Here is a 19762-nt window from a genome sequence, read left to right as displayed (position 1 = left end):
GGCGTACCCACTCACAGCTCGGCTAGCGGCCCGTCGAGCCGAAGCCGCCGGCGCCGCGATCGGTCGCGGACAAGGTCGCCACCGGGACCAGCGCGGCCTGCACCACGGGCGCGATCACCATCTGCGCGATGCGCTCGCCGCGCGTGATCACGAACGGGGCAGCGCCGTGATTGATCAGGATCACCTTGATCTCGCCGCGGTAGTCGGCGTCGATGGTTCCAGGCGAGTTCAGCACGGTGACGCCGTGCTTGGCGGCAAGCCCCGAGCGCGGCCGCACCTGTGCCTCGTACCCTGGCGGCAGGGCGATCGCGAGCCCCGTCGGCACCAGCGCATATTGGCCGGGCGCGAGTGTCATCGGCTCGGCGTCCGGCACCGCGGCCATCAGGTCGAGGCCGGCGGCCTCCGCGGTCTGATAGGCCGGCAGCGGCAGGCCATCGGCATGGGCGAGGCGCTGCAGTTCGACGGTGACCTTCGTGCTCAAGATGCCGGCTCCGGGGATTTGTCGGTCACGCTTCTGGCGATGTGCGCGACCAGTTCGATGGCGACCTGTTCCTTGGTCATCACGGGCCAGGAATCAACTGTGATCTCGCCGTTCTTCGCAGCATTCTTGCTGATGAGATGGACAGTGTTGCGGTCGCCGCCCATCACGCCGGTCGCCGGCGAGACGTCGTTGGCGACGATCCAGTCGCAGCCCTTGCGGGCGAGTTTTGATTTGGCGTTGTCGATGAGATGCTCGGTCTCGGCGGCAAAGCCGATCACCAGCGGCGGGCGTTTGTCGGCGAGCTTCGAGATCGTTGCGAGGATGTCGGGGTTCTCGACCAGCTGTAGCGGCGGCATGCCGGCCGCGGTCTTCTTCAGCTTCTGCTCGCCCTCATTGGCGACGCGCCAGTCGGCGACCGCGGCGGCGAAGATCGCGATGTCGGCGGGCAGCGCCGCCTGCACCTGCTCCAGCATCTGCCGCGCCGATTCCACGTGTTTCACTGTGACGCCGGCGGGGTCGTCGAGATCGACCGGGCCGCTCACCAGGATCACCTCGGCGCCGGCGGCCTGCGCGGCGGCGGCGATGGCAAAACCCTGCTTGCCGGAAGAGCGGTTGGCAATGTAGCGCACCGGATCGATCGGCTCGTGCGTGGGCCCAGCGGTGATCAGCAGACGCTTGCCGGCGAGCGGCTTCGGCACCGGCGGCCGCAGCAGTCGCTCGGCGGCATTGGCGATCTCGATCGCTTCCGACATGCGGCCGACACCGGCTTCGCCCGCCTCGGCCATCTCACCGGAATTCGGTCCGACCAGCACCACGCCGTCGCGCTGGAGCTGGGCGAGGTTGCGCCGCGTCGCCACGTTGTTCCACATCAGCGGATTCATCGCCGGCGCCAGCAGGATTTTTCGGTTGGTCGCGAGCAGGATCGCGCTGGCGAGATCGTCGGCATGGCCGTTCGCCATCTTCGCCATCAAATCGGCCGTCGCCGGCGCCACCACGATCAAATCGCAGTCGCGCGCGAGGCGAATATGGCCGGCGTCGAACTCGCTCTGGGGGTCGAACAGGTCGGTGTAGACGCGCTCATGCGAGAGCGCGCTCACCGCCAGCGGCGTGACGAATTGCTGCGCCGCCTTGGTCAGCACGCAGCGAACCTCGACGCGTCGTTCCTTCAGCCGGCGGATCAGGTCGAGCGATTTATAGGCCGCGATCCCGCCGCCGATGATCAGGGTGACGCTGGCCTCGGGGAGCGCGCCGGTGCGCTGGGGCGTCGGGGCGATGGATTGGGCCGGGGGCGCCGAAAACGGCGTCAGCGGCTCCTCGCGGCCCTCGATCAGCTCCCGCAGGATGACCCGGACCTCTTCCTCGACCGACCTGTGGTTCTTGGCCGAGCGCAGCCGCAAATAGGTTTTGACGGCATCGTCGAGCTTGCGGATGGTCAGGCTTGCCATGACGCCCCTCCAGCACGGAATGATGGCGATGCTATCACTCGCATGATTGCAGTGCAATCACAGATTCCGGACGGCGATCAGGATCCCGATGAAGGTCGCGGCGATGATCCAGAGCGCCACGGTGCGCCAGCGGTTCTTGCGGCCTTCGCTGCGGCCCATGGCCGCGATGCTCTCCGGCGACAGTTTTAACCCCTCCCGGGTCATGGTCTCGAGCTGCTCGAGGACCTTCACCGAGCGCTCGGCGATCTCCGGCAGGCGCATCAGCACGCGCGCAATGTCTCCGGTCCCCGCAAGCGCACCTTCGATGCGGCCGATCGGGCCGAGATTACGCTCGATCCATTCGCGCACCACGGGGTCTGCGACCTTCCAGATGTCGAGCCGGGGATCGAAGCCGCGTGCCACGCCCTCGACCACCACCATGGTCTTCTGCAGCAGGATCAGTTCGGGCCGCGTCGTCATGTCGAACAGGCCGGTGACCTCGAGCAGCAGCGTCAGGAGCCGCGCCATCGAGATCTCCTCGGCGGTGCGGTTATGGATCGGCTCGCCGATGGCGCGGATGGCTTGCGCGAAATTCTCGACCGAATGGTGCGCGGGCACATAGCCCGCTTCGAAATGCACTTCCGCCACGCGGCGATAGTCGCGGGTGATGAAGCCGAGCAGGATCTCGGCGAGGAAGCGCCGCTCCTTCATCCCGAGCCGGCCCATGATGCCGAAATCGACCGCGACGAGGCGGCCGGCCTCATCGAGGAACAGATTGCCCGGATGCATGTCGGCGTGGAAGTAGCCGTCGCGCAAGGCGTGCCGCAGGAAGCTCTGGATCACCTTGCGGCCGAGATCGGGCAGATCGACCTGCGCCTCTGCAAGGCGCTTGTGATCGTTCAGCGCGATGCCGTCGATCCACTCCATCGTCAGCACGTTGTGCGTGGTGCGGTCCCAGTCGACGGTCGGCACGCGGAAATCGGGATCGCCCTGCGTGTTCTCCGCCATCTCCGACAGCGCGGCTGCTTCGAGCCGCAGGTCCATCTCCATCGCGACCGAGCGCGACATGGTGTTGATGACTTCGATCAGGCGCAGCCGGCGCGCCTCGGACGAATAGGCCTCGGCGTTGTACGCGACGAAGAAGAAATCCGAGAGGTCGCGGCGGAAGCGGGCGGCGACGTTCGGCCTCAGCACCTTGATCGCGACCGGCCTGCGAATACCGTCGCGCTCGACCTCGCCGCGATGCACCTGCGCGATCGAGGCGGCGGCGACGGGCGGGCCGAAGCTCGCGAACACGTCCTTCAGCGGCCGCTCCAGCGAGGTGGTGATTGTGGCTTCCGCCTCGGCCTGCGAAAACGGCGGCAGGCGGTCCTGGAGGCTTTCGAGGTCGCGCGCCATGATGACGCCGACCACGTCGGGGCGCGTTGCCAGGAATTGGCCGAGCTTGAGATAGGCCGGGCCCATCCGTGTCAGCGCGCGCGAGATTCGCGGCCCGTGCTTGACGCCGCGCCGCTCGACGATGCGCGCAAGCTTCAGCGCAAGCTGGCCGGGTGGCGGTACCAGGCTTGGGTCGACGGAGCCGAACACGCCCTCGCGCGCAAACACGAACGCGGCGCGGATGAGGCGCGCAATGTGGGTGAAAGCAGAGATCACAAACGCCAGCCCGAATGCAGTGCGACGATGCCGCCGGAGAGTGTCTGCCAGCTCACGCGGGAAAAGCCGGCCTCGCGGATCATGTCGGCGAAGGCGGCAGGCTTCGGAAACTTGCGGATCGATTCGACGAGATATTGGTACGATTCGGCGTCGCCCGTGACCATGCGGCCGAGCGGCGGGATCACCTTGAACGAGAACAGATCATAGAGCTTGTCGAGGCCGGGCATCTCGACGGTGGAGAACTCCAGGCACAGGAAGCGGCTGCCGGGCCTCAGCACGCGATAGGCCTCGCGCAGCGCAAGGTTGATCTGCGGCACGTTGCGAATGCCGAAAGCGATCGTATATGCGTCGAAGCTGCGGTCGGCGAAGCCGAGCGATTCGGCATTGCCTTCGACGAAATCGACCTGGGTCTCGAGATGGCGCTTGGCGGCGCGCTCGCGCCCCACCGCGAGCATGTCGGAATTGATGTCGCAGACCGTGGCGTGGAAGCCGGGACCGGCCGCCTTGGCGGCGCGGAACGAGATATCGCCGGTGCCGCCGGCGACGTCGAGCAGGGCGAACGGCCGGTCGCTCCGCGGCGGGTCCAGCGCGTTGATCATGATGTCCTTCCAGACCCGGTGCAGGCCACCGGACATCAGGTCGTTCATCAGGTCATAGCGCGACGCCACGCTGTGAAACACATCGTTCACCAGCGTCTGCTTGTCCCCCAGGGGAACGTCTTTGAAGCCAAAATGCGTGGTTTCGCCCGGCCGATCCATTACTCTACTCCACGAGGCGGACCATAGCCTGCCCGCCGCAATGGCGCTATCACACCGCCCTCATAAGGTGAATGCCTGACCATGCCTGAATTGCCCGAAGTCGAGACTGTCCGCCGCGGCCTTCAGCCCGTCATGGAGGGTGCGAAAATCCTGGTCGCGGAGGCCCGCCGGCCGGACCTGCGCTTCCCCTTCCAGCCGGATTTCGTGGCCCGGCTCAAGGGGCAGGTCGTCACGGGTCTCGGCCGCCGTGCAAAATATCTCATGGCCGATCTTGCCTCCGGCGATGTGCTGCTGATGCATCTGGGCATGTCGGGCTCGTTCCGCGTCATCAAGCCGGACAACGGCACGGTGCCCGGCGAGTTTCACTATCCGAAGGCCAAGGATTCAGCGCATGACCACGTGCTGTTTCGGATGTCCTCCGGCGCCGACATCGTCTTCAACGATCCGCGCCGCTTCGGTTACATGAAAGTGATCGCGCGCAATGCGCTCGAGGACGAGCCGCTGCTCCGCGGGCTCGGACCCGAGCCGCTCGGCAACGAGTTCGACGCCGCGATGCTGGCGCGCTCCTGTGAAGGCAAGACCACCAGCCTGAAGGCCGCGCTGCTCGACCAGCGCGTGGTCGCGGGCCTCGGCAACATCTATGTCTGCGAGGCGCTGCACCGCTCGCATCTGTCGCCACGGCGCATTGCGGCGACGCTGTCGACGAAGAAGGGCGAGCCGACCGATCATGCGAAGCGACTGGTCGGTGCGATCCACACCGTGCTGAACGACGCCATCAAGGCCGGCGGCTCGTCACTGCGCGACCATCGCCAGACCTCGGGCGAGCTCGGCTATTTCCAGCACTCCTTCAAGGTTTATGACCGCGAGGGCGAAAAATGCACGACGCCGCGCTGCGGCGGCACGGTCAAGCGCGTCACCCAGAACGGCCGTTCGACCTTCTGGTGCCCGAAATGTCAGAAGTGAGAGGGATCGCAGCCGGGAGGTTGTGAATCTCTGTAAGACGACTAACCCACCACGTCATTGCGAGCGCAGCGAAGCAATCCAGAATCCCTCCGCGGAAAGACTCTGGATTGCTTCGCTGCGCTCGCAATGACGAGGAGGATAGTTTCTCGTGCTCAAAACCGCGACGCGAAGCAATCCGGCCGGGCTGGGGGCCGGATTGCTTCGTCGCTGGGGCCCTTCCGGATGGAGAAGGGTGCCGTCTGAGCGATCGCTCCGCTCAGGACGCCAGGGTCGTGGTCTCGTCCGCCGCAATCTCGCTGGCGACGTGCAGCATGCCGTCCGCAGCGGAGATGACCTGGTCGATCAGGACATTGGTCGTGGCTTCGAGCTCGAGCCGGGTCTCGACCCAGCGCCAAAGGCCGCGGATCTCGTCAGCCGATTTGCCGTTCGGCGCGAACTCGCTGACGGCGAGGCCGCTCGCGAGCGAGTCCTGATGGTCGTTGCGCATCACGATCAGCGGGCGCGCGAGCACCTCGGACAGATCGAGTGCGGCTTCCTCGGCGAGCGCGCCTGCGGCGTTGTCGATGCGCTGGCCGCGGATCGGGGTCTGGTTCAGCACGAAGCTGTAGGGCCGCTTCCAGGCGCGCGCGACGCTCAGCGTCGAGACGGTCGCCTCGATGTCGGCGACGCTCGGGCGGGCCGGGATCAGGCAGAGATCGGAATGGCGGATCGCGGCGGTGGTGGCGGCGGAAAGGCCGGCCGCAGTGTCGACGATCGCGAGCTGGAGGCCGCTGTCGGCGAGCATCTTCAGGCGCGGCGCGATATCGGCGGCGTGATAGATCGGCTCGACCACGAGATCGTCGGTGGTGCGGCGGCGCTGCCAATTGGAGAGGGTGCCCTGCGGATCGGTCTCGATCAGGCGGACGGTAAAGCCGGCCTGCTTGGCTGCCAGCGCGAGGCCGATGGCAAGCGTGCTCTTGCCACTGCCGCCCTTTTGGGTGGCCAGTACGATCGTGTGCATTGGAAGATGATTCCTTTGGAGTGCTGGGTCAGGGATACGCCAGGCGAACGTGCATCGCTTCTGGATGCTGAGCTCTTCTCGCTCAGGACGTGCCCTGCCCGATCCAAAGGGGACCGCGGATGTCCGAATCAACGGTAACGATGATGGCAGAATCGGGAATGCCAGCTAATCCGTACCAATACTGGACCCGTAATTGCGCGTGTGGTGTGCTCGCCACCTTGAATAGAAAGGGCAGGCGAGATGAGCGGCAACTGGCGCGACCGGACGGCAACCACCTTTGACTGCCAGAAGATGCCGGCGGTCTCGAGCCGAGGCATGGTGGTCAGCAACCATCCGCTCGCCTCCAGTGCCGGCGCCGAGATGCTGGCCGCCGGCGGCAACGCCATCGATGCCGCGATCGCAACCCTGTTCACGCTCACCGTGGTCGAGCCGATGATGGTCGGCATCATCGGCGGCGGCATGGCGCGTCTGGCTGACGGCAGCCATCGCTTCATCGACGGCCAGAGCACGGTCCCATCGACGGTGCGCGACACCACCTTTTCCTCCAAGCCAGGCTCCGCGCATGACGTGTTCGACGCCGTCGGCAACGAGAACCTCAACGGTCCGAAGGCCGTCGCGGTGCCGGGCTCGCTGAAGGCCTGGTGCGAGACGCTGCAAAGGTTCGGCACCATGAGCCTCGCCGACGTGATGCAGCCTGCGATCAAGCACGCCGCGCGCGGCTATGCGGCGACGCCCTATTTGCATGAATGCATCAGCGAGTGCGTCGCCGAGATGCGCAAGGATAAGCCGATCGCGGCGGTCTTTCTGCCGGACGGCGAGCCGCTGAAGGTCGGCGAGCGCGTGGTGCAATCGGAATATGCCGAGACGCTGCGCTATATCGCCGACCACGGGGAGACCGCGCTCTACGAGGGGCCGCTCGGCGATATCCTCGCCGACTACATGGAGAAGGCCGGCGGCTTCATCCGCCGCAACGATCTCACCGGCTACAAGACCGTCGAGCGGCAGCCGATCCGCGCCGACTATCGCGGCTGGACCATTTTGGGGCCGCCGCCTCCCGCGGCGTCCGGCGTGCATATCGCGCAGATGCTGAACATCCTGGAAGGCTACGATATCGAAGCCCTCGGCTTCGGCACATCGGAGACGATCCACTATCTCGCCGAGGTCCTGAAGATCGCCTTCGCCGATCGCGCCGCGGCCAGCGGCGATCCCGATCATGTCGGCGTGCCCGTCGAGAAGCTGACGTCGAAAGCTTATGCCGAGGAACGCCGCCGTGCGATCGATCCGGCACGGGCGCAGGCCTGGGGCGCCGGCGTGTCGCAGCTCGAAGGCGCGCACACCACGCATATGACGGCGGCAGATAGTTTCGGCAACGTCGTGGCGACCACGCAGACCATCAACAATCTGTTCGGCGCCAAGATCATGATCCCGGGCTTAGGTGCCATCGCCAACAATTACATGAACCTGTTCGATCCGCGTCCGGGCCACGCGCTGTCGCTGGCGCCGGGCAAGCGCGTGACGACCTCGATGTCGCCGATGATGGCGCTACGTGACGGCAAGCTGCGCTATGCGCTGGGGCTGCCTGGTGGAAAGCGCATCTTCCCCAGCGCGATGCAGGCGCTGATCAATCTGATCGACCACGGCATGACCCTGCAGGAAGCGGTCGAGGCGCCACGCGTCTGGACCGAGGGCAATGCGCTCGAAGTCGAGCAGAGGGTGCCGGAGAGCGTGCGTGCGAAGCTCGCAGCGCTCGGGCATAAGGTGCAGCCCGTCGCAACGGTCGCCGGCGGCATGAATGCGATCGCGTTCAACGACGACGGCACCATGACCGGCGCCGCCTGCTGGCGCGCGGATGGGACGCCGGTAGGGATTTCGGGCGGGCTTGCGAAGAGCGGGGTGAGGTTCAGGCTGAGCTAGATCCTGATGGAGTTCGCTGAGCTAGCCGCGGGCTCCACCTCTCCCGCTTGCGGGAGAGGTCGGCGCGTCCCGGGCGATGCGAAGCATCGTCCCGCGCGCCGGGTGAGGGCTCTCTCCTCTTGCGGGTTCTCGATTGAGGCGACACCCTCTCCCCAGCCCTCCCCCGCAAGCGGGGGGAGCGCACCTCCCGCGCCGCGCGCGCTCTATTTCCGCACGCAGATCACGCGCACGACGGCGGCTCTCGCATCCGTCGAGCTTCCGTTCGCGGTAACGCCATTCGCCTTCAGGAAATCGCGCGCCGTTTCTGCCGAGACCATCACCGCCTGCGAGGCCGGCACCGACGTCGCGGGCCCGGCGACCATCGCTGGTTTCAGCAGCGCGACGCCGGCGAACTTGCCGTCGCCATCGATGGCCAGGCCGCCGGAGAATCCGACCGCCGGTGGCGGCGATAGTGCGGAATCGCTTGATGTGACCGGCGCCAGCGCGCCCTTGACGCTCGATACGCCGGCCGCGCCGCCCTGGCTCTGGGGATCCGCGATGCCGATGACATCGACACTCGCCTTCGCTGCGCCACTGGCGAGGCTGAGCGGCTTCAGGCCGCGCGCGCCGTAGATGTGCAGCAGCGCGAGATCGTGCTCCTTGTCCTCGGCGAGACGGTCGGCGCTGCCGAAGCCTGCGATGGTGATCGCAAGGCAGCTGTCGGTGACGAGGCGGTCGGCCAGAATCGCGCCGTCATCGCTGACGACGATGCCGGTGCCGTATTCGACAGTCTTGCGCGGTGGCGGCCCGGCCATCGGGGTGGACGGAAATGCATTGAACGCGCTCGACATCGCGATCACGACCGGCTCGACCGTATTCTCCATCGCCTGGTCGTAGAGGATCGTCATGATGCGGACCTCGTCGCCCCGGAAGGTGCCGCGCACGTAGAATTTCTTCAGGCCTTGAAGTCCCGACAGCACGAAGAAGTCGGGCTTCACCACGGTGTAGTCGACCTTGCGTCCCGCGGGTTCCTTCTTCTCGGCGTCCGCGAGCTTTGCGGTGGTCGGGTTCGGCTCCTTGCGGCGGCTGAGCAGCACCTGCACGGTTCCGGTCGGCGAGGCCCATTTCGAGCCGTTGGCGTCGCTCGCCTGCTGCGGCACCAGCTTTGAGGGAATGCCGAGCCGCGCGCCGCTGGTCGGCTCCATCACGATCTTCCAGCCGACGCTGTCCTGCTTCCGCCTTGCGGTCTCTGCGAGTGCCGCACGCTCCTGCGGATTGAGCACGCCGGTCGGCTTGCCGCCCTTGGCCTTCTGGTATTCCTTGATGGCGTTGACCATGCGCTCGCTGACGTCGCCGGTGATGGCGCCGTTATATTGGCCGACCCAGGCGAGGTCGGACTGCAGCGACAGGCGCTCGCCTTGGGTCATACCGTCCGCCGTCTCCGACGGGGTCTGGACCGCGGGCGGCTTGATCGGCACGGTCTGGACCGGTTTCGGCTTGGTGCCGGCGATCGGTGCCGTCGTCATCTGCGCGTTCGCGGCTGTGGCAGCCGCCAACATCAGTGTTGCCGCAAGCATCGATCTCATGACAAATCCAGCCAGCCCATTGAACGTGCTGCCATTCAAGCACATCTCGTTGGTCGCGAACACTATTGGGGTGGTTCAGGCCTGCGAGGGCCGCGAACTCAAGTCCTCATCCTGAGGAGCCGCGCAAGCGGCGTCTCGAAGGATGGCCACAGGCGATATCGGGGCCTTCATGGTTCGAGACGCGCGTTCCGCGCTCCTCACCATGAGGGTTGAGAGGAACGTAGGACGATGCTGAGCCCGGATGAACTCGAACGCTATGCCCGCCATATCGTGCTGCGCGATGTCGGTGGCCCCGGCCAGGCCGCGCTGAAAAAGGCCTCCGTGCTGGTGGTCGGTGCCGGCGGGCTCGGCGCGCCAGCCCTGATGTATCTGGCCGCGGCCGGCGTCGGCACGCTCGGCGTGGTCGATGACGACGTGGTGTCGCTGTCCAATCTGCAGCGCCAAGTCATCCACACGACGCCCGATATCGGCCGGCACAAGGTCGAAAGCGCGGCCGAGCGCATCGCGGCGCTCAATCCGCATGTGCGTTTCGTCGGCCATGCCACCTGGCTCAATGCCGACAACGCGCTGAGCCTGATCGGCGACTACGACCTCGTGCTCGACGGCTCCGACAATTTCTCGACGCGCTATCTCGTCTCGGATGCCTGCTTCTTCGCGAAGCGGCCGTTGATCACGGCGGCACTCGGCACCTTCGATGGCTCGCTCACCACCATCCGCGCGCATGAGACCAACGAAGCCGGCGAATTCAATCCGACCTATCGCTGCCTGTTTCCGGAGGCGCCGCCGCCGGGCACGATACCGGCCTGTGCCGAGGCCGGCGTGATGGGCGCGCTCGCGGGCGTGCTCGGCTCGATGATGGCACTGGAGGCGATCCGCGAGATCGTCGGTTTCGGCGACGGCCTGGTCGGCCGCCTGCTGATGATCGATGCACGCGCGATGCGCTTCGAGACACTTCGCTATGCCCGCGATCCCGCCAATCCGCTCAATGGCGAAGGGCCGGTATTCGATGATCTAAGCATCCATCGCGAGTAGCGCGTGTGCAAACAGTAGAACTCAACGCAACTAGTTGGAAAACAGCTCAAGACTTTCGATCAGCCCTCAAGGCAGCGATAGGGGCACCGGAATGGCATGGGGATATGGTGGCCGCTTTCTTGGATTCAATTTTCGGGGGCGGAATGAATACCCTTAAGCCTCCTTACGTCATCAAGGTCGTGAATACGGGTCAACTCGCACCAGAGCTTATGGACCTCATCCGAGATCTTTCGTCAGCGATGGAGGAGACGCGACTGCGTCGGCTTGCCCGCACAGGGGAGGATGTGGCGGCTAGTCTTGAAATCGCGAATTAGCCGCGCCCCTCACAGCATGCTCGGCAGCACGCGATCCGGCGGCTTGTGGGCGTCGAGGAAGGTGCGGATGTTGATGATCACCTTCTCGCCCATCTCGACGCGGCCCTCGATCGTGGCCGAGCCCATATGTGGCAGCAGCGTCACCTTGCCCGCCTTGGCGAGCCGCACCAGCTTCGGGTTCACTGCGGGCTCGTGCTCGTAGACGTCGAGGCCGGCGCCGCCGATCTCGCCGCCTTCGATCAGCTTGATCAGCGTGTCCTCGTCGGTGACCTCGCCGCGCGCGGTGTTGACGATATAGGCGTCCTTGCGGATCAGCTTCAGCCGCCGCGCCGAGAGCAGATGATAGGTCGCCGGCGTGTGCGGACAGTTCACCGAGATGATGTCCATCCGCGCCAGCATCTGGTCGAGGCTTTCCCAGTAGGTCGCGCCAAGCTCTTCGGCGATCTTCGGGGCGACGGGACGGCGGTTGTGGTAGTGGATCTGCAGGCCGAAGGCGCGGGCGCGCCGCGCCACCGCCTGGCCGATGCGGCCCATGCCGACGATGCCGAGACGTTTTCCCCCGATGCGGTGGCCGAGCATCCAGGTCGGCGACCAGCCGGGCCAGGATTTTCCTTCGGTCAGGATCGAGGCGCCCTCGATCATCCGGCGCGGTACGGCCAGGATCAGCGCCATGGTCATGTCCGCGGTGTCCTCGGTCAGGACTTTTGGCGTGTTGGTGACGGTGATGCCGCGGGCATGCGCGGCCTCGACGTCGATATTGTCGACGCCGTTGCCGAAATTGGCGATCAGGCGCAGCTTGCAGTCGGGCTGGTTGACGATGTCGGAAGTGATGTGGTCGGTCACGGTCGGAACCAGCACTTCGGCGGTGCGCGCGGCTTCCGCGATCTGCTCAGGCGACATCGGCGTGTCGTCGAGATTGATCCGCGCGTCGAACAGCTCGCGCATCCGCGTCTCGATCGAATCCGGCAGCTTGCGCGTCACCACGACGAGGGGCTTTTTCTTCACCGACATGTCCTGCTCTCATGAGGCGCCGCACGCCGCCCCTGTCGCCAAAGGCCGGTCGTTCAGGCCTCATTAACCCGGTTGTTCGACACTGCCCTTGCCGTGTCGTCCCCGGCGTTTCCTTCAAGCTCTCCCGACATTTCCAGGCCGGAAAATCGGGACAAACTGGTTGTTCAAGCGTCCGTCCTCTCTAGCAGAAGGCCGGGCCAAGACAAGAACCACGGGTCAAGGCTTGGCGGAACACCCGCGTGGGGCGGGGAAGGGACCGACAGGGCAGGTTTTTGGAGTTTGGGGTGAGGATTCGGCGCGTGGCCGGGTCCTCGACAGGAGACGGGTTGATGGCGTTGGGGCGTTTTTGTGCGGTGATGGCGCTCGTGTGTACCTGGTTGAGCGCCTCGGTCGGCCCCTCGCATTCGGCGAAGGACAATAGCCCGCAGACCGCCAGCGGCTTGCCGGTGCCGCGCTATGTCAGCCTCAAGTCGGATCACGTCAACGTCCGCGCCGGCCCGACCAAGGACAATGATGTGGCCTGGGTCTATACCCGCGCCGGCCTGCCCGTCGAAATCACCGCCGAGTTCGAGAACTGGCGCCGGGTGCGCGATTCCGAGGGCGCCGAGGGCTGGGTCTATCACTCGCTGCTATCGGGCCGCCGCACTGCGGTCGTCACCATGAAGCACAAGGACGATCTCGCGCCGATCTACGACCGGGCCGATCCCGACAGCGCGGTTGCGGCCAGGCTCCAGGCCGGTGTGGTCACGCAAGTGAAGAAGTGCACTGCAAACTGGTGCCGCGTCACCGGCAACGGTTTTGACGGCTGGATCCAGCAGGAACGCCTCTGGGGCGTCTATTCGGACGAGCAGGTGAATTGACCCGAAGGGTCATCCCGGAGCGATGCGCAGCATCGAATCCGGGATCTCGAGATTCTCAGGTGCGCAAGGGCGCACCGGAGCTCGGTGCTCCGCACCGCCCCGGAATGACAGCTTAAAACGACAATAGCCGGGACAAGCCCGGCCATGACGACAAAGTTCAGCAGTTTAGACCGATCTCAGCGCTTCTTGCGCAGGCGCACGACCATGTCGATGCGGGAGATCTCGTAGCCCTCCGGCACCTCCGGCATCTTGGACAGCGCCAGATGCGGATCCTCGATGTCGACCAGCTCATGGCTGTTCTCGAGGTAGTAGTGGTGATGGGTGGTGACGTTGGTGTCGAAATAGGTCTTGGTGCCGTCGACGCTGACCTGGCGGAGCAGGCCGGCATCGGTGAGCTGGTTCAGCGTGTTGTAGACGGTCGCCAGCGACACCGGGACCTTGGCGAGGGTTGCTTCCTCGTACAGCATTTCAGCCGTGAGGTGGCGTGCACCCTTGCCGAACAGGAGCCAGCCGAGCGCCATCCGCTGGCGCGTCGGACGCAGCCCGGCGGACTGGAGCATTTCGTTGACGTCGTGCCAGGGGCAGCCGGTCAGGGCCGGCTGGCGGCCGGACAGGAGGGCTGCAGCATGGACGTCGTCGTCGTGGTGGGGCGCGGTATTCTCGCTCATTTCCAGTTTTCGGGCACGCGTGAACAATATCTCCCTGCAATATAAGAATAGAAAGATGCAGATGCAAGTTTCTCGCAACTAGAGAGGTTCTAATCAGCTCTGGAACCGGGCGAGGATGCCGTCATTTTACCTTCATGAGAGCGCTTTGCCACTGAAATGGCCTGTGTTAGAGAGCCCGCGGTTCCGCTTAGCCGATTTTGGCGCAACCGGGCATGGAAGCCCGGTCCGCCGTCCATCCGGGGCTTGCGGGAGCTGCGCCTGACGACGGCAATTGGCGTTGCTCTCCGACCGAGACGGGGCCCATTTTCGCCAAAGAACGCCGCTCAACCGGTATTTGAACAGAGGCTCGTGCATGCTGAACAGGCGCAACGGTTACGAATACGAGGATTTGCTGGCATGCGCGCGCGGCGAGATGTTCGGCCCGGGCAATGCCCAGCTGCCGCTGCCGCCGATGCTGATGTTCGACCGCATCACGGAAATCAACGACAAAGGCGGCGAGTTCGGCAAGGGGCTGGTGCGCGCCGAGCTCGACGTGAAGCCCGACCTCTGGTTCTTCGGCTGCCATTTCAAGAACGATCCCGTCATGCCCGGCTGCCTTGGCCTCGATGCGTTGTGGCAAATGGTCGGCTTTTATCTGGGCTGGATCGGCGGCGAAGGTCGCGGTCGCGCGCTCGGCCTCAACGAGCTGAAGTTCAGCGGCCAGGTGCTGCCCGAGGCCCGCAAGGTTGTGTACAACGTCGACATGAAGCGCGTGATGCGCTCAAAGCTCGTGCTCGGTATCGCCGACGGGTGGCTTTCGGTCGATGACCAGATTATCTATCGCGCCAAGGATCTGAAGGTCGGCCTGTTCAAGCAGGGTACGAGCCTGGGCTGAGGCGCATCACCAAGAAAGACAACGATTTAGGCGAGGCTGTCATGAGGCGGGTTGTGGTCACCGGAATGGGCATCGTTTCGTCCATCGGAAACAACACCCAGGAAGTGCTTGCGAGCCTTCACGAGGCGAAGTCGGGCATTTCGCGGGCTGAGAAATATGCCGAGCTCGGCTTCCGTTCGCAGGTGCAAGGTGAGCCGACGCTCGATCCTTCGACGGTGGTCGACCGCCGCGCCATGCGCTTCCTCGGTCAGGGCGCGGCGTGGAATCACATCGCGATGGAGCAGGCGATCCAGGATTCCGGTCTGTCGCCCGACGAAGTCTCCAACATCCGCACCGGCATCATCATGGGTTCGGGCGGTCCCTCCGCGCGCACCATCGTCGAATCCGCCGACATCACCCGCACCAAGGGGCCGAAGCGCGTCGGACCGTTTGCAGTGCCGAAGGCGATGTCGTCGACGGCCTCCGCGACGCTCGCGACCTGGTTCAAGATCAAGGGCGTGAACTATTCGATCTCCTCGGCCTGCGCGACGTCGAACCACTGCGTCGGCAATGCCTATGAGACGATCCAGATCGGCAAGCAGGACGTCATCTTCGCCGGCGGCTGCGAGGAGCTGGACTGGTCGCTATCGGTGCTGTTCGACGCCATGGGCGCGATGTCCTCGAAATACAACGATACGCCGGCCACCGCGTCGCGCCCCTACGACGTCAACCGCGACGGTTTCGTCATCGCCGGCGGCGCCGGCGTGCTGGTGCTGGAAGAGCTCGAGCATGCCAAGGCGCGCGGCGCGCGCATCTATGGCGAGATCGTCGGCTATGGCGCGACCTCAGACGGCCACGACATGGTCGCGCCGTCTGGCGAAGGCGCCGAGCGCTGCATGCGCATGGCGATGTCGACGGTGAAGACCAAGGTCGACTACATCAATCCGCACGCGACCTCGACGCCGGCCGGCGATCCGCCGGAGATCGAGGCGATCCGCAGGGTGTTCGGCGTCGGCGAGAAGTGCCCGCCGATCTCGGCGACCAAGGCGCTGACCGGGCATTCGCTGGGCGCGACCGGCGTGCAGGAGGCGATCTACTCGCTGCTGATGATGAACAACGGTTTCATCTGCGAGAGCGCGCACATCCAGGAGCTCGACCCCGTGTTCGCCGACATGCCGATCGTGCGCAAGCGCATCGACAACGTGAAGGTCGGCACCGTGCTGTCGAACTCGTTCGGCTTCGGCGGCACCAACGCCACGCTGGTGTTCAGCCGGCTGGATGTGTGAGCCCCCACACCGCGGCTTCTCGGCCCGTAATTGCCGTCACTGGAATACTGGATCGCCCGCCCAGTGCGCGAGCGCGCACAAGGCGGGGCGATGACGCGGGAATGATAGGAGCCGCAAGGCAATGGAAGGACTGATGAAGGGCAAGCGCGGTCTGATCATGGGCATCGCCAATGATCATTCGATCGCCTGGGGCATGGCGAAGACGCTGCATGCCCACGGTGCCGAGCTTGCCTTCACCTTCCAGGGCGAGGCCCTGGGCAAGCGCGTCAAGCCGCTGGCTGAATCGCTCGGTGTCGATCTGGTGCTGCCCTGCGACGTCGAGGACATCGCCAGCGTCGATGCCACCTTCGCGGTGCTCCGTGAGAAATGGGGCAAGCTCGACTTCGTCATCCATGCGATCGGCTTCGCCGACAAGAACGAGCTGAAGGGCCGCTACGCCGACACCAGCCGCGAGAACTTTTCGCGCACCATGGTGATCTCCTGCTTCTCGTTCACGGAAGTGGCAAAGCGCGCCGCGGAGCTGATGACGGAGGGCGGCAGCATGATCACGCTGACCTTCGGCGCCTCTGAGCGCGCGATGCCGAACTACAACGTGATGGGCGTCGCCAAGGCGGCGCTGGAAGCCTCGGTCCGCTACCTCGCCTCCGATTTCGGACCGCGCGGCATCCGCGTCAACGCGATCTCCGCCGGCCCCATCCGCACCCTCGCGGGCTCCGGCATCGGCGAGGCGCGGGCGATGTTCGCCTTCATGCAAAAGCATTCGCCGCTTCGCCGCGGCGTCACGCTCGACGAGCTCGGCGGCTCGGCGCTGTATCTGCTGTCGGATCTCTCCGGCGGCGTGACCGGCGAGATTCACTATGTCGATTCCGGCTACAACATCGTCCTGATGCCGAGGCCGGACGATCTGAAGTCGGACTAGACGAAGGCTGCCGTAGGGTGGGCAAAGGAGCGCAAGCGACGTGCCCACGATCTCTCAGCGATCGCCATAGATAGAGGACGTGGGCACGCTATGCTTTGCCCATCCTACGAGAGTCCATTTAACCCGCCGCGATCTTTTCCGCGCGCCGGAACGCCGGCCGTGCCATGCAGCGCGCGAGATAGGCATCGAACGCCGGCCGCGATGGCACCATCTTGAACAGGCGCACCGCAAAATTCAGGCCCGATCCGATCGTGATGTCGGCGGCAGAAAATTCATCGCCGAGAATCCACGGTCCTTTCTCGAGCGCAGACTCCAGCACGTCGAACACCTGCGTCGCGCTGCCCCAGGCGGCGGTCGAGGTCGGGATCTCGATCTTGGTGAAGATCTGGATGACGGCGGGCTCGATGCAGCTCGGCGAGAAGAACAGCCATTGCAGATAACGCGCGCGGCGCGGATCGCTCACGGCTGGCGCGAGCCTCGTCTCGGGATAGCGGTCGGCGATGTAGGCGCAGATCGCCGCGGCTTCGCCGAGCGCGGCATCGCCGTCACTGAGCGCCGGCACCTTGCCCATCGGATTGATCTTCAGATAGTCCGGCGCCTTGTGCGCGCCGGTCGAGATGTCGGTCAGCACGCGCTCATAGGGCAGGCCGCTCTCCTCCATCAGCCAGAGCGTCGTGAACGAGCGCGAGCGGGGCGACCAATAGAGCTTGATCATGGCGGGAACCCTTTATTGCCGGAGCAGTTGGGCTAGCGTCTTGTCGAGGCTAGTCGTCAGCAGCGTGCGGACACCATCTCGCAGTGCCTGGTTGCCCGCCACCTCATTGGCAGAAGCCGGAAAAGCCGTCTCATCCAATTCCTTGTTGGGGCCGCTGATCGGGTTGATCCCGATCAAGCGTGACATCATGGGTTCGTCATTCGTTGACGCCGCGGCCTTCTTGATGACCTCGAACGACTGTCCGTCGTACACGGTGATATAGGTCAGCGCGAACAGGAACGTGCGTCGCTTGATAGGGTTGCCCCATTTCACGATGCCAAACCCTTCGACGGATTGGTTGGTGTTGCTGAAGCCGTTCTGGAATCTCTCGATCAGGACATAGAGCTGGCATTTGGTGCCAGCGGCACTCTGCTGAACGAATTCCTGCCGCTCCGGGTTTCGCCTCAGCATCGGCGACCCCGATTCCCCTGTACGTGCCCAGGCGGGTGGCGAATACGCCAGTCGCCTGACGGATTTCCCGCCCGCGGCCGCGCGAACCCGCGACATGACGATGTCATCGAGTCCCCAACCATCGATCGCAACGGGAGCATACTCGTTGCCGAACATGGTGAAGCCGACCTGCTGAACACCGAATCGGTTGCCGACGACGGAAATGAGGCCAATCCCGCACGGACCTGCGTCCGCGGCGGCAAGCTGTTTGGAACTCGTGGCGCTCTTGGCTGGCCGAGCCGGTGCTGGAGCGGATTGGGCTGCCGCGCCTGCGATGAGCCCGAACAGGAAGATCGTAGTCAAGCAGATGCGAAACATGGGGCGGCTGATGCGGGTTGCGGCTTCCAGGATGTTCTCGTCGACGTGAGACATCTACTAGAGCGCGCCGATGACAACCGCAAGGTGAAGACCCGGTCCTCCTACCTGCCGCTGGGTCGTGGCCGCTTCCACCGGTAGTATTTCATCATGAACCCGTTCGACGGCTCGATCTCTTCCTTCTCGAACACAAAGCCTTCGCGCTCGTACCAGCGCCAGGCTTTCTCGTTCTCGCGCACGCAACGAAGGTGCATCTCGTCCGGCATTTGCATTCGCGTGAAGGCGAGCAATTGCCGCCCGACGGATTGCCCCTGATAGGCAGGCGCGACGAACAGCATATCGAGATAGAGTTTTGGCACGTGCAGCGCGAGCATCGCGCCGATCGTGCCGTGATCGTCGGCGACAAACAGGCTCCAGCCATTCTCCATCTCGCGCCGGATGCGCGCACGCAAATTGGCCAGCAGGAATTCGCTGGCCTCGCCAAGTCCGGTCGAGACCCAGCTCTCCATCCAGACGCGGCCGATCTCGTCATATTCGTCAGTGCGGGCGGGGCGGATGATCAAATCTGACATCGCGCTCTCTCAACCCCGTTGGCTGCGCACGGCTTGTTTCGCGCGCACCTTGCCGGCCGACAGGCACACCACCTCGGAAATCTGCAGCAGCTGCCGCGCCAGCGGGCTGGTCTTGCGCCAGACCATGCCGATGGTGCGCGAGGGCTGCGGGTCGCGGAAGCGCGTCAGCGAGACCGAGGCCGACCGCGTCTCCACCGGCACGGCCATCTCCGGGATCAAGGTGACACCGATGCCGGCGCTGACCATCTGCACCAGCGTCGACAGCGAATTCGCGTCCAGCATCTCGCGCGGCGGCGCCGACTGCATGTTGCAGAACGACAGCGCCTGATCGCGGAAGCAGTGCCCCTCCTCGAGCAGCAGCAGGCGCATCTCCCGCATCATCTCCCGCGAGGGTGCCGGTGTTCCCTCGTCCGCGCCGGGTCGCACCAGCAGGAACTTTTCCTCGAACAGCGCGACCTCGGTCAGCGAGGGCTCCGACACCGGCAGCGCGACGATGGCGGTGTCGAGCCGTCCCTCCACCAGCTCCTGGATCAGCCGCGGCGTCATCGTCTCGCGCACGCGGATGTCGAGCTCCGGATGCATGCGCGTGAGGTTCTTGGTGATCGTGGGCAGCAGGTATGGCGCGATGGTCGGGATCATGCCGATGCGCAGGCGGCCGGCGAAGCGGTCCTGCGAGGCCCGGGCGAAATCGCCGAGCTCGTCCACCGAGCGCAGGATCTCGCGGACGCGCTGGGCGAGCTCCTCGCCGAACCGGGTCAGCGCGACCTGGCGCGCGCTGCGCTCCAGCAGCAGGCCGCCGAGCGTCTCCTCCAGCTCCTTGATCTGCATCGACAGGGCCGGCTGCGAGATCGAGCAGGATTCAGCCGCGCGGCCGAAATGGCCATGGCGCGCCAGCGCATCGAAATACCGGAGCTGGCGCAGCGTCAGATTTATCATAAGAAAATCCTATCGCAGCGATCATTAAAGTCAA

19 protein-coding genes are annotated in these 19762 nt (G+C 65.1%); 7 read left to right on the top strand and 12 right to left on the bottom strand.

Annotated elements, in window-relative coordinates; genetic code table 11:
* Positions 1 to 22: 22 nt before the first annotated feature.
* Genes dut through ubiE form a run of 4 tightly spaced genes read right to left on the bottom strand, consistent with a single transcriptional unit; the run spans position 23 to position 4316 of the window.
* Positions 23 to 481 (bottom strand): dUTP diphosphatase, encoded by a 459-nt coding sequence (dut, locus tag QA649_RS00370; RefSeq protein WP_283022489.1) that lies wholly within the window; start codon positions 479 to 481, stop codon positions 23 to 25.
* Positions 478 to 1926 (bottom strand): bifunctional phosphopantothenoylcysteine decarboxylase/phosphopantothenate--cysteine ligase CoaBC, encoded by a 1449-nt coding sequence (gene coaBC, locus QA649_RS00365; RefSeq protein ID WP_283022488.1) that lies wholly within the window; start codon positions 1924 to 1926, stop codon positions 478 to 480. Before coaBC ends, dut begins: the two co-directional genes overlap by 4 nt.
* Before the next feature lie 57 nt (positions 1927 to 1983).
* Positions 1984 to 3558 (bottom strand): 2-polyprenylphenol 6-hydroxylase, encoded by a 1575-nt coding sequence (gene ubiB / locus QA649_RS00360; RefSeq protein ID WP_283022487.1) that lies wholly within the window; start codon positions 3556 to 3558, stop codon positions 1984 to 1986.
* Positions 3555 to 4316 carry a bifunctional demethylmenaquinone methyltransferase/2-methoxy-6-polyprenyl-1,4-benzoquinol methylase UbiE gene (ubiE, locus tag QA649_RS00355; RefSeq protein WP_283022486.1) on the bottom strand — a complete coding sequence of 254 codons (762 nt, stop codon included), beginning with the start codon at positions 4314 to 4316 and terminating at the stop codon, positions 3555 to 3557. Before ubiE ends, ubiB begins: the two co-directional genes overlap by 4 nt.
* Positions 4317 to 4397: 81 nt before the next feature.
* Here ubiE and mutM point away from each other — a divergent pair, with 81 nt between their 5' ends.
* Positions 4398 to 5279, top strand: coding sequence for a bifunctional DNA-formamidopyrimidine glycosylase/DNA-(apurinic or apyrimidinic site) lyase (gene mutM / locus QA649_RS00350; RefSeq protein WP_283022485.1), 882 nt, complete (start codon positions 4398 to 4400; stop codon positions 5277 to 5279).
* A 256-nt stretch (positions 5280 to 5535) separates the two neighbouring features.
* On the opposite strand, the gene QA649_RS00345 is transcribed toward mutM, so the two are convergent.
* Positions 5536 to 6279, bottom strand: a complete 744-nt coding sequence (locus QA649_RS00345; protein WP_283022484.1) for a ParA family protein — start codon at positions 6277 to 6279, stop codon at positions 5536 to 5538.
* Between the two features lie 240 nt (positions 6280 to 6519).
* Between QA649_RS00345 and ggt the strand changes: the two genes are divergently transcribed.
* Entirely contained in the window at positions 6520 to 8193 is a 1674-nt protein-coding gene (gene ggt, locus QA649_RS00340) for a gamma-glutamyltransferase (protein ID WP_283022483.1), read from the top strand.
* A gap of 203 nt (positions 8194 to 8396) precedes the next feature.
* On the opposite strand, the gene QA649_RS00335 is transcribed toward ggt, so the two are convergent.
* Positions 8397 to 9758 (bottom strand): peptidoglycan-binding protein, encoded by a 1362-nt coding sequence (locus tag QA649_RS00335; protein WP_283022482.1) that lies wholly within the window; start codon positions 9756 to 9758, stop codon positions 8397 to 8399.
* Between the two features lie 228 nt (positions 9759 to 9986).
* Here QA649_RS00335 and moeB point away from each other — a divergent pair, with 228 nt between their 5' ends.
* Positions 9987 to 10790: a molybdopterin-synthase adenylyltransferase MoeB gene (gene moeB, locus QA649_RS00330; protein ID WP_283022481.1), complete on the top strand. Its 804-nt coding sequence runs from the start codon at positions 9987 to 9989 to the stop codon at positions 10788 to 10790.
* Between the two features lie 323 nt (positions 10791 to 11113).
* On the opposite strand, the gene QA649_RS00325 is transcribed toward moeB, so the two are convergent.
* Positions 11114 to 12115: a D-glycerate dehydrogenase gene (locus QA649_RS00325; RefSeq protein WP_283022480.1), complete on the bottom strand. Its 1002-nt coding sequence runs from the start codon at positions 12113 to 12115 to the stop codon at positions 11114 to 11116.
* A 329-nt stretch (positions 12116 to 12444) separates the two neighbouring features.
* Between QA649_RS00325 and QA649_RS00320 the strand changes: the two genes are divergently transcribed.
* Positions 12445 to 12975 (top strand): SH3 domain-containing protein, encoded by a 531-nt coding sequence (locus QA649_RS00320; protein WP_283022479.1) that lies wholly within the window; start codon positions 12445 to 12447, stop codon positions 12973 to 12975.
* 176 nt (positions 12976 to 13151) lie between these two features.
* Here the strand turns inward: QA649_RS00320 and irrA are convergent, their stop codons facing one another.
* Positions 13152 to 13643 (bottom strand): iron response transcriptional regulator IrrA, encoded by a 492-nt coding sequence (gene irrA, locus QA649_RS00315; RefSeq protein WP_027546833.1) that lies wholly within the window; start codon positions 13641 to 13643, stop codon positions 13152 to 13154.
* Positions 13644 to 13995: 352 nt separating this feature from the next.
* On the opposite strand from irrA, the gene fabA reads away from it, so the two are divergent.
* The 3 genes from fabA (at position 13996) to fabI (ending at position 16701) form a co-directional block, all read left to right on the top strand.
* A complete protein-coding gene (gene fabA / locus QA649_RS00310) occupies positions 13996 to 14517 on the top strand; it encodes a bifunctional 3-hydroxydecanoyl-ACP dehydratase/trans-2-decenoyl-ACP isomerase (protein ID WP_018644178.1) in 522 nt (173 codons plus the stop codon).
* Between the two features lie 41 nt (positions 14518 to 14558).
* Positions 14559 to 15782, top strand: a complete 1224-nt coding sequence (gene fabB, locus QA649_RS00305; RefSeq protein ID WP_018644179.1) for a beta-ketoacyl-ACP synthase I — start codon at positions 14559 to 14561, stop codon at positions 15780 to 15782.
* A gap of 121 nt (positions 15783 to 15903) precedes the next feature.
* The gene (fabI, locus tag QA649_RS00300) at positions 15904 to 16701 is read left to right on the top strand and encodes an enoyl-ACP reductase FabI (protein WP_283022478.1); all 798 of its coding nucleotides are present in this window, start codon (positions 15904 to 15906) and stop codon (positions 16699 to 16701) included.
* A gap of 118 nt (positions 16702 to 16819) precedes the next feature.
* Here fabI and QA649_RS00295 read toward each other — a convergent pair whose 3' ends face one another.
* From QA649_RS00295 to QA649_RS00280, 4 genes are read right to left on the bottom strand one after another with little or no spacing between them, the layout of a single operon-like run.
* Positions 16820 to 17416, bottom strand: a complete 597-nt coding sequence (locus tag QA649_RS00295; protein WP_283022477.1) for a glutathione S-transferase family protein — start codon at positions 17414 to 17416, stop codon at positions 16820 to 16822.
* A gap of 12 nt (positions 17417 to 17428) precedes the next feature.
* Positions 17429 to 18277: a hypothetical protein gene (locus tag QA649_RS00290; RefSeq protein WP_283022476.1), complete on the bottom strand. Its 849-nt coding sequence runs from the start codon at positions 18275 to 18277 to the stop codon at positions 17429 to 17431.
* Positions 18278 to 18324: 47 nt separating this feature from the next.
* Complete coding sequence (locus QA649_RS00285; protein ID WP_283022475.1) at positions 18325 to 18792, bottom strand: GNAT family N-acetyltransferase; 468 nt, start codon at positions 18790 to 18792, stop codon at positions 18325 to 18327.
* A gap of 9 nt (positions 18793 to 18801) precedes the next feature.
* Positions 18802 to 19728 (bottom strand): hydrogen peroxide-inducible genes activator, encoded by a 927-nt coding sequence (locus QA649_RS00280; RefSeq protein ID WP_283022474.1) that lies wholly within the window; start codon positions 19726 to 19728, stop codon positions 18802 to 18804.
* Positions 19729 to 19762 lie beyond the last annotated feature (34 nt).

This window comes from Bradyrhizobium sp. CB1717 (genome assembly GCF_029714325.1).
Classification (GTDB): Bacteria; Pseudomonadota; Alphaproteobacteria; order Rhizobiales; family Xanthobacteraceae; genus Bradyrhizobium.
The sequence above is the reverse complement of the archived record's forward strand: the minus strand, read 5'-3'. Positions and strand labels throughout refer to the sequence as shown.

Excerpts from the sequence above, each read along its gene's own strand:
- coaBC (WP_283022488.1), bottom strand. The coding sequence starts at position 1,926 with ATGGCAAGCCTGACCATCCGCAAGCTCGACGATGCCGTCAAAACCTAT.
- ubiE (WP_283022486.1), bottom strand. The coding sequence starts at position 4,316 with ATGGATCGGCCGGGCGAAACCACGCATTTTGGCTTCAAAGACGTTCCC.
- mutM (WP_283022485.1), top strand. The coding sequence starts at position 4,398 with ATGCCTGAATTGCCCGAAGTCGAGACTGTCCGCCGCGGCCTTCAGCCC.
- QA649_RS00345 (WP_283022484.1), bottom strand. The coding sequence starts at position 6,279 with ATGCACACGATCGTACTGGCCACCCAAAAGGGCGGCAGTGGCAAGAGC.
- ggt (WP_283022483.1), top strand. The coding sequence starts at position 6,520 with ATGAGCGGCAACTGGCGCGACCGGACGGCAACCACCTTTGACTGCCAG.
- QA649_RS00335 (WP_283022482.1), bottom strand. The coding sequence starts at position 9,758 with ATGAGATCGATGCTTGCGGCAACACTGATGTTGGCGGCTGCCACAGCC.
- moeB (WP_283022481.1), top strand. The coding sequence starts at position 9,987 with ATGCTGAGCCCGGATGAACTCGAACGCTATGCCCGCCATATCGTGCTG.
- QA649_RS00325 (WP_283022480.1), bottom strand. The coding sequence starts at position 12,115 with ATGTCGGTGAAGAAAAAGCCCCTCGTCGTGGTGACGCGCAAGCTGCCG.
- QA649_RS00320 (WP_283022479.1), top strand. The coding sequence starts at position 12,445 with ATGGCGTTGGGGCGTTTTTGTGCGGTGATGGCGCTCGTGTGTACCTGG.
- irrA (WP_027546833.1), bottom strand. The coding sequence starts at position 13,643 with ATGAGCGAGAATACCGCGCCCCACCACGACGACGACGTCCATGCTGCA.
- fabA (WP_018644178.1), top strand. The coding sequence starts at position 13,996 with ATGCTGAACAGGCGCAACGGTTACGAATACGAGGATTTGCTGGCATGC.
- fabB (WP_018644179.1), top strand. The coding sequence starts at position 14,559 with ATGAGGCGGGTTGTGGTCACCGGAATGGGCATCGTTTCGTCCATCGGA.
- fabI (WP_283022478.1), top strand. The coding sequence starts at position 15,904 with ATGGAAGGACTGATGAAGGGCAAGCGCGGTCTGATCATGGGCATCGCC.
- QA649_RS00295 (WP_283022477.1), bottom strand. The coding sequence starts at position 17,416 with ATGATCAAGCTCTATTGGTCGCCCCGCTCGCGCTCGTTCACGACGCTC.
- QA649_RS00290 (WP_283022476.1), bottom strand. The coding sequence starts at position 18,277 with ATGTCTCACGTCGACGAGAACATCCTGGAAGCCGCAACCCGCATCAGC.
- QA649_RS00285 (WP_283022475.1), bottom strand. The coding sequence starts at position 18,792 with ATGTCAGATTTGATCATCCGCCCCGCCCGCACTGACGAATATGACGAG.
- QA649_RS00280 (WP_283022474.1), bottom strand. The coding sequence starts at position 19,728 with ATGATAAATCTGACGCTGCGCCAGCTCCGGTATTTCGATGCGCTGGCG.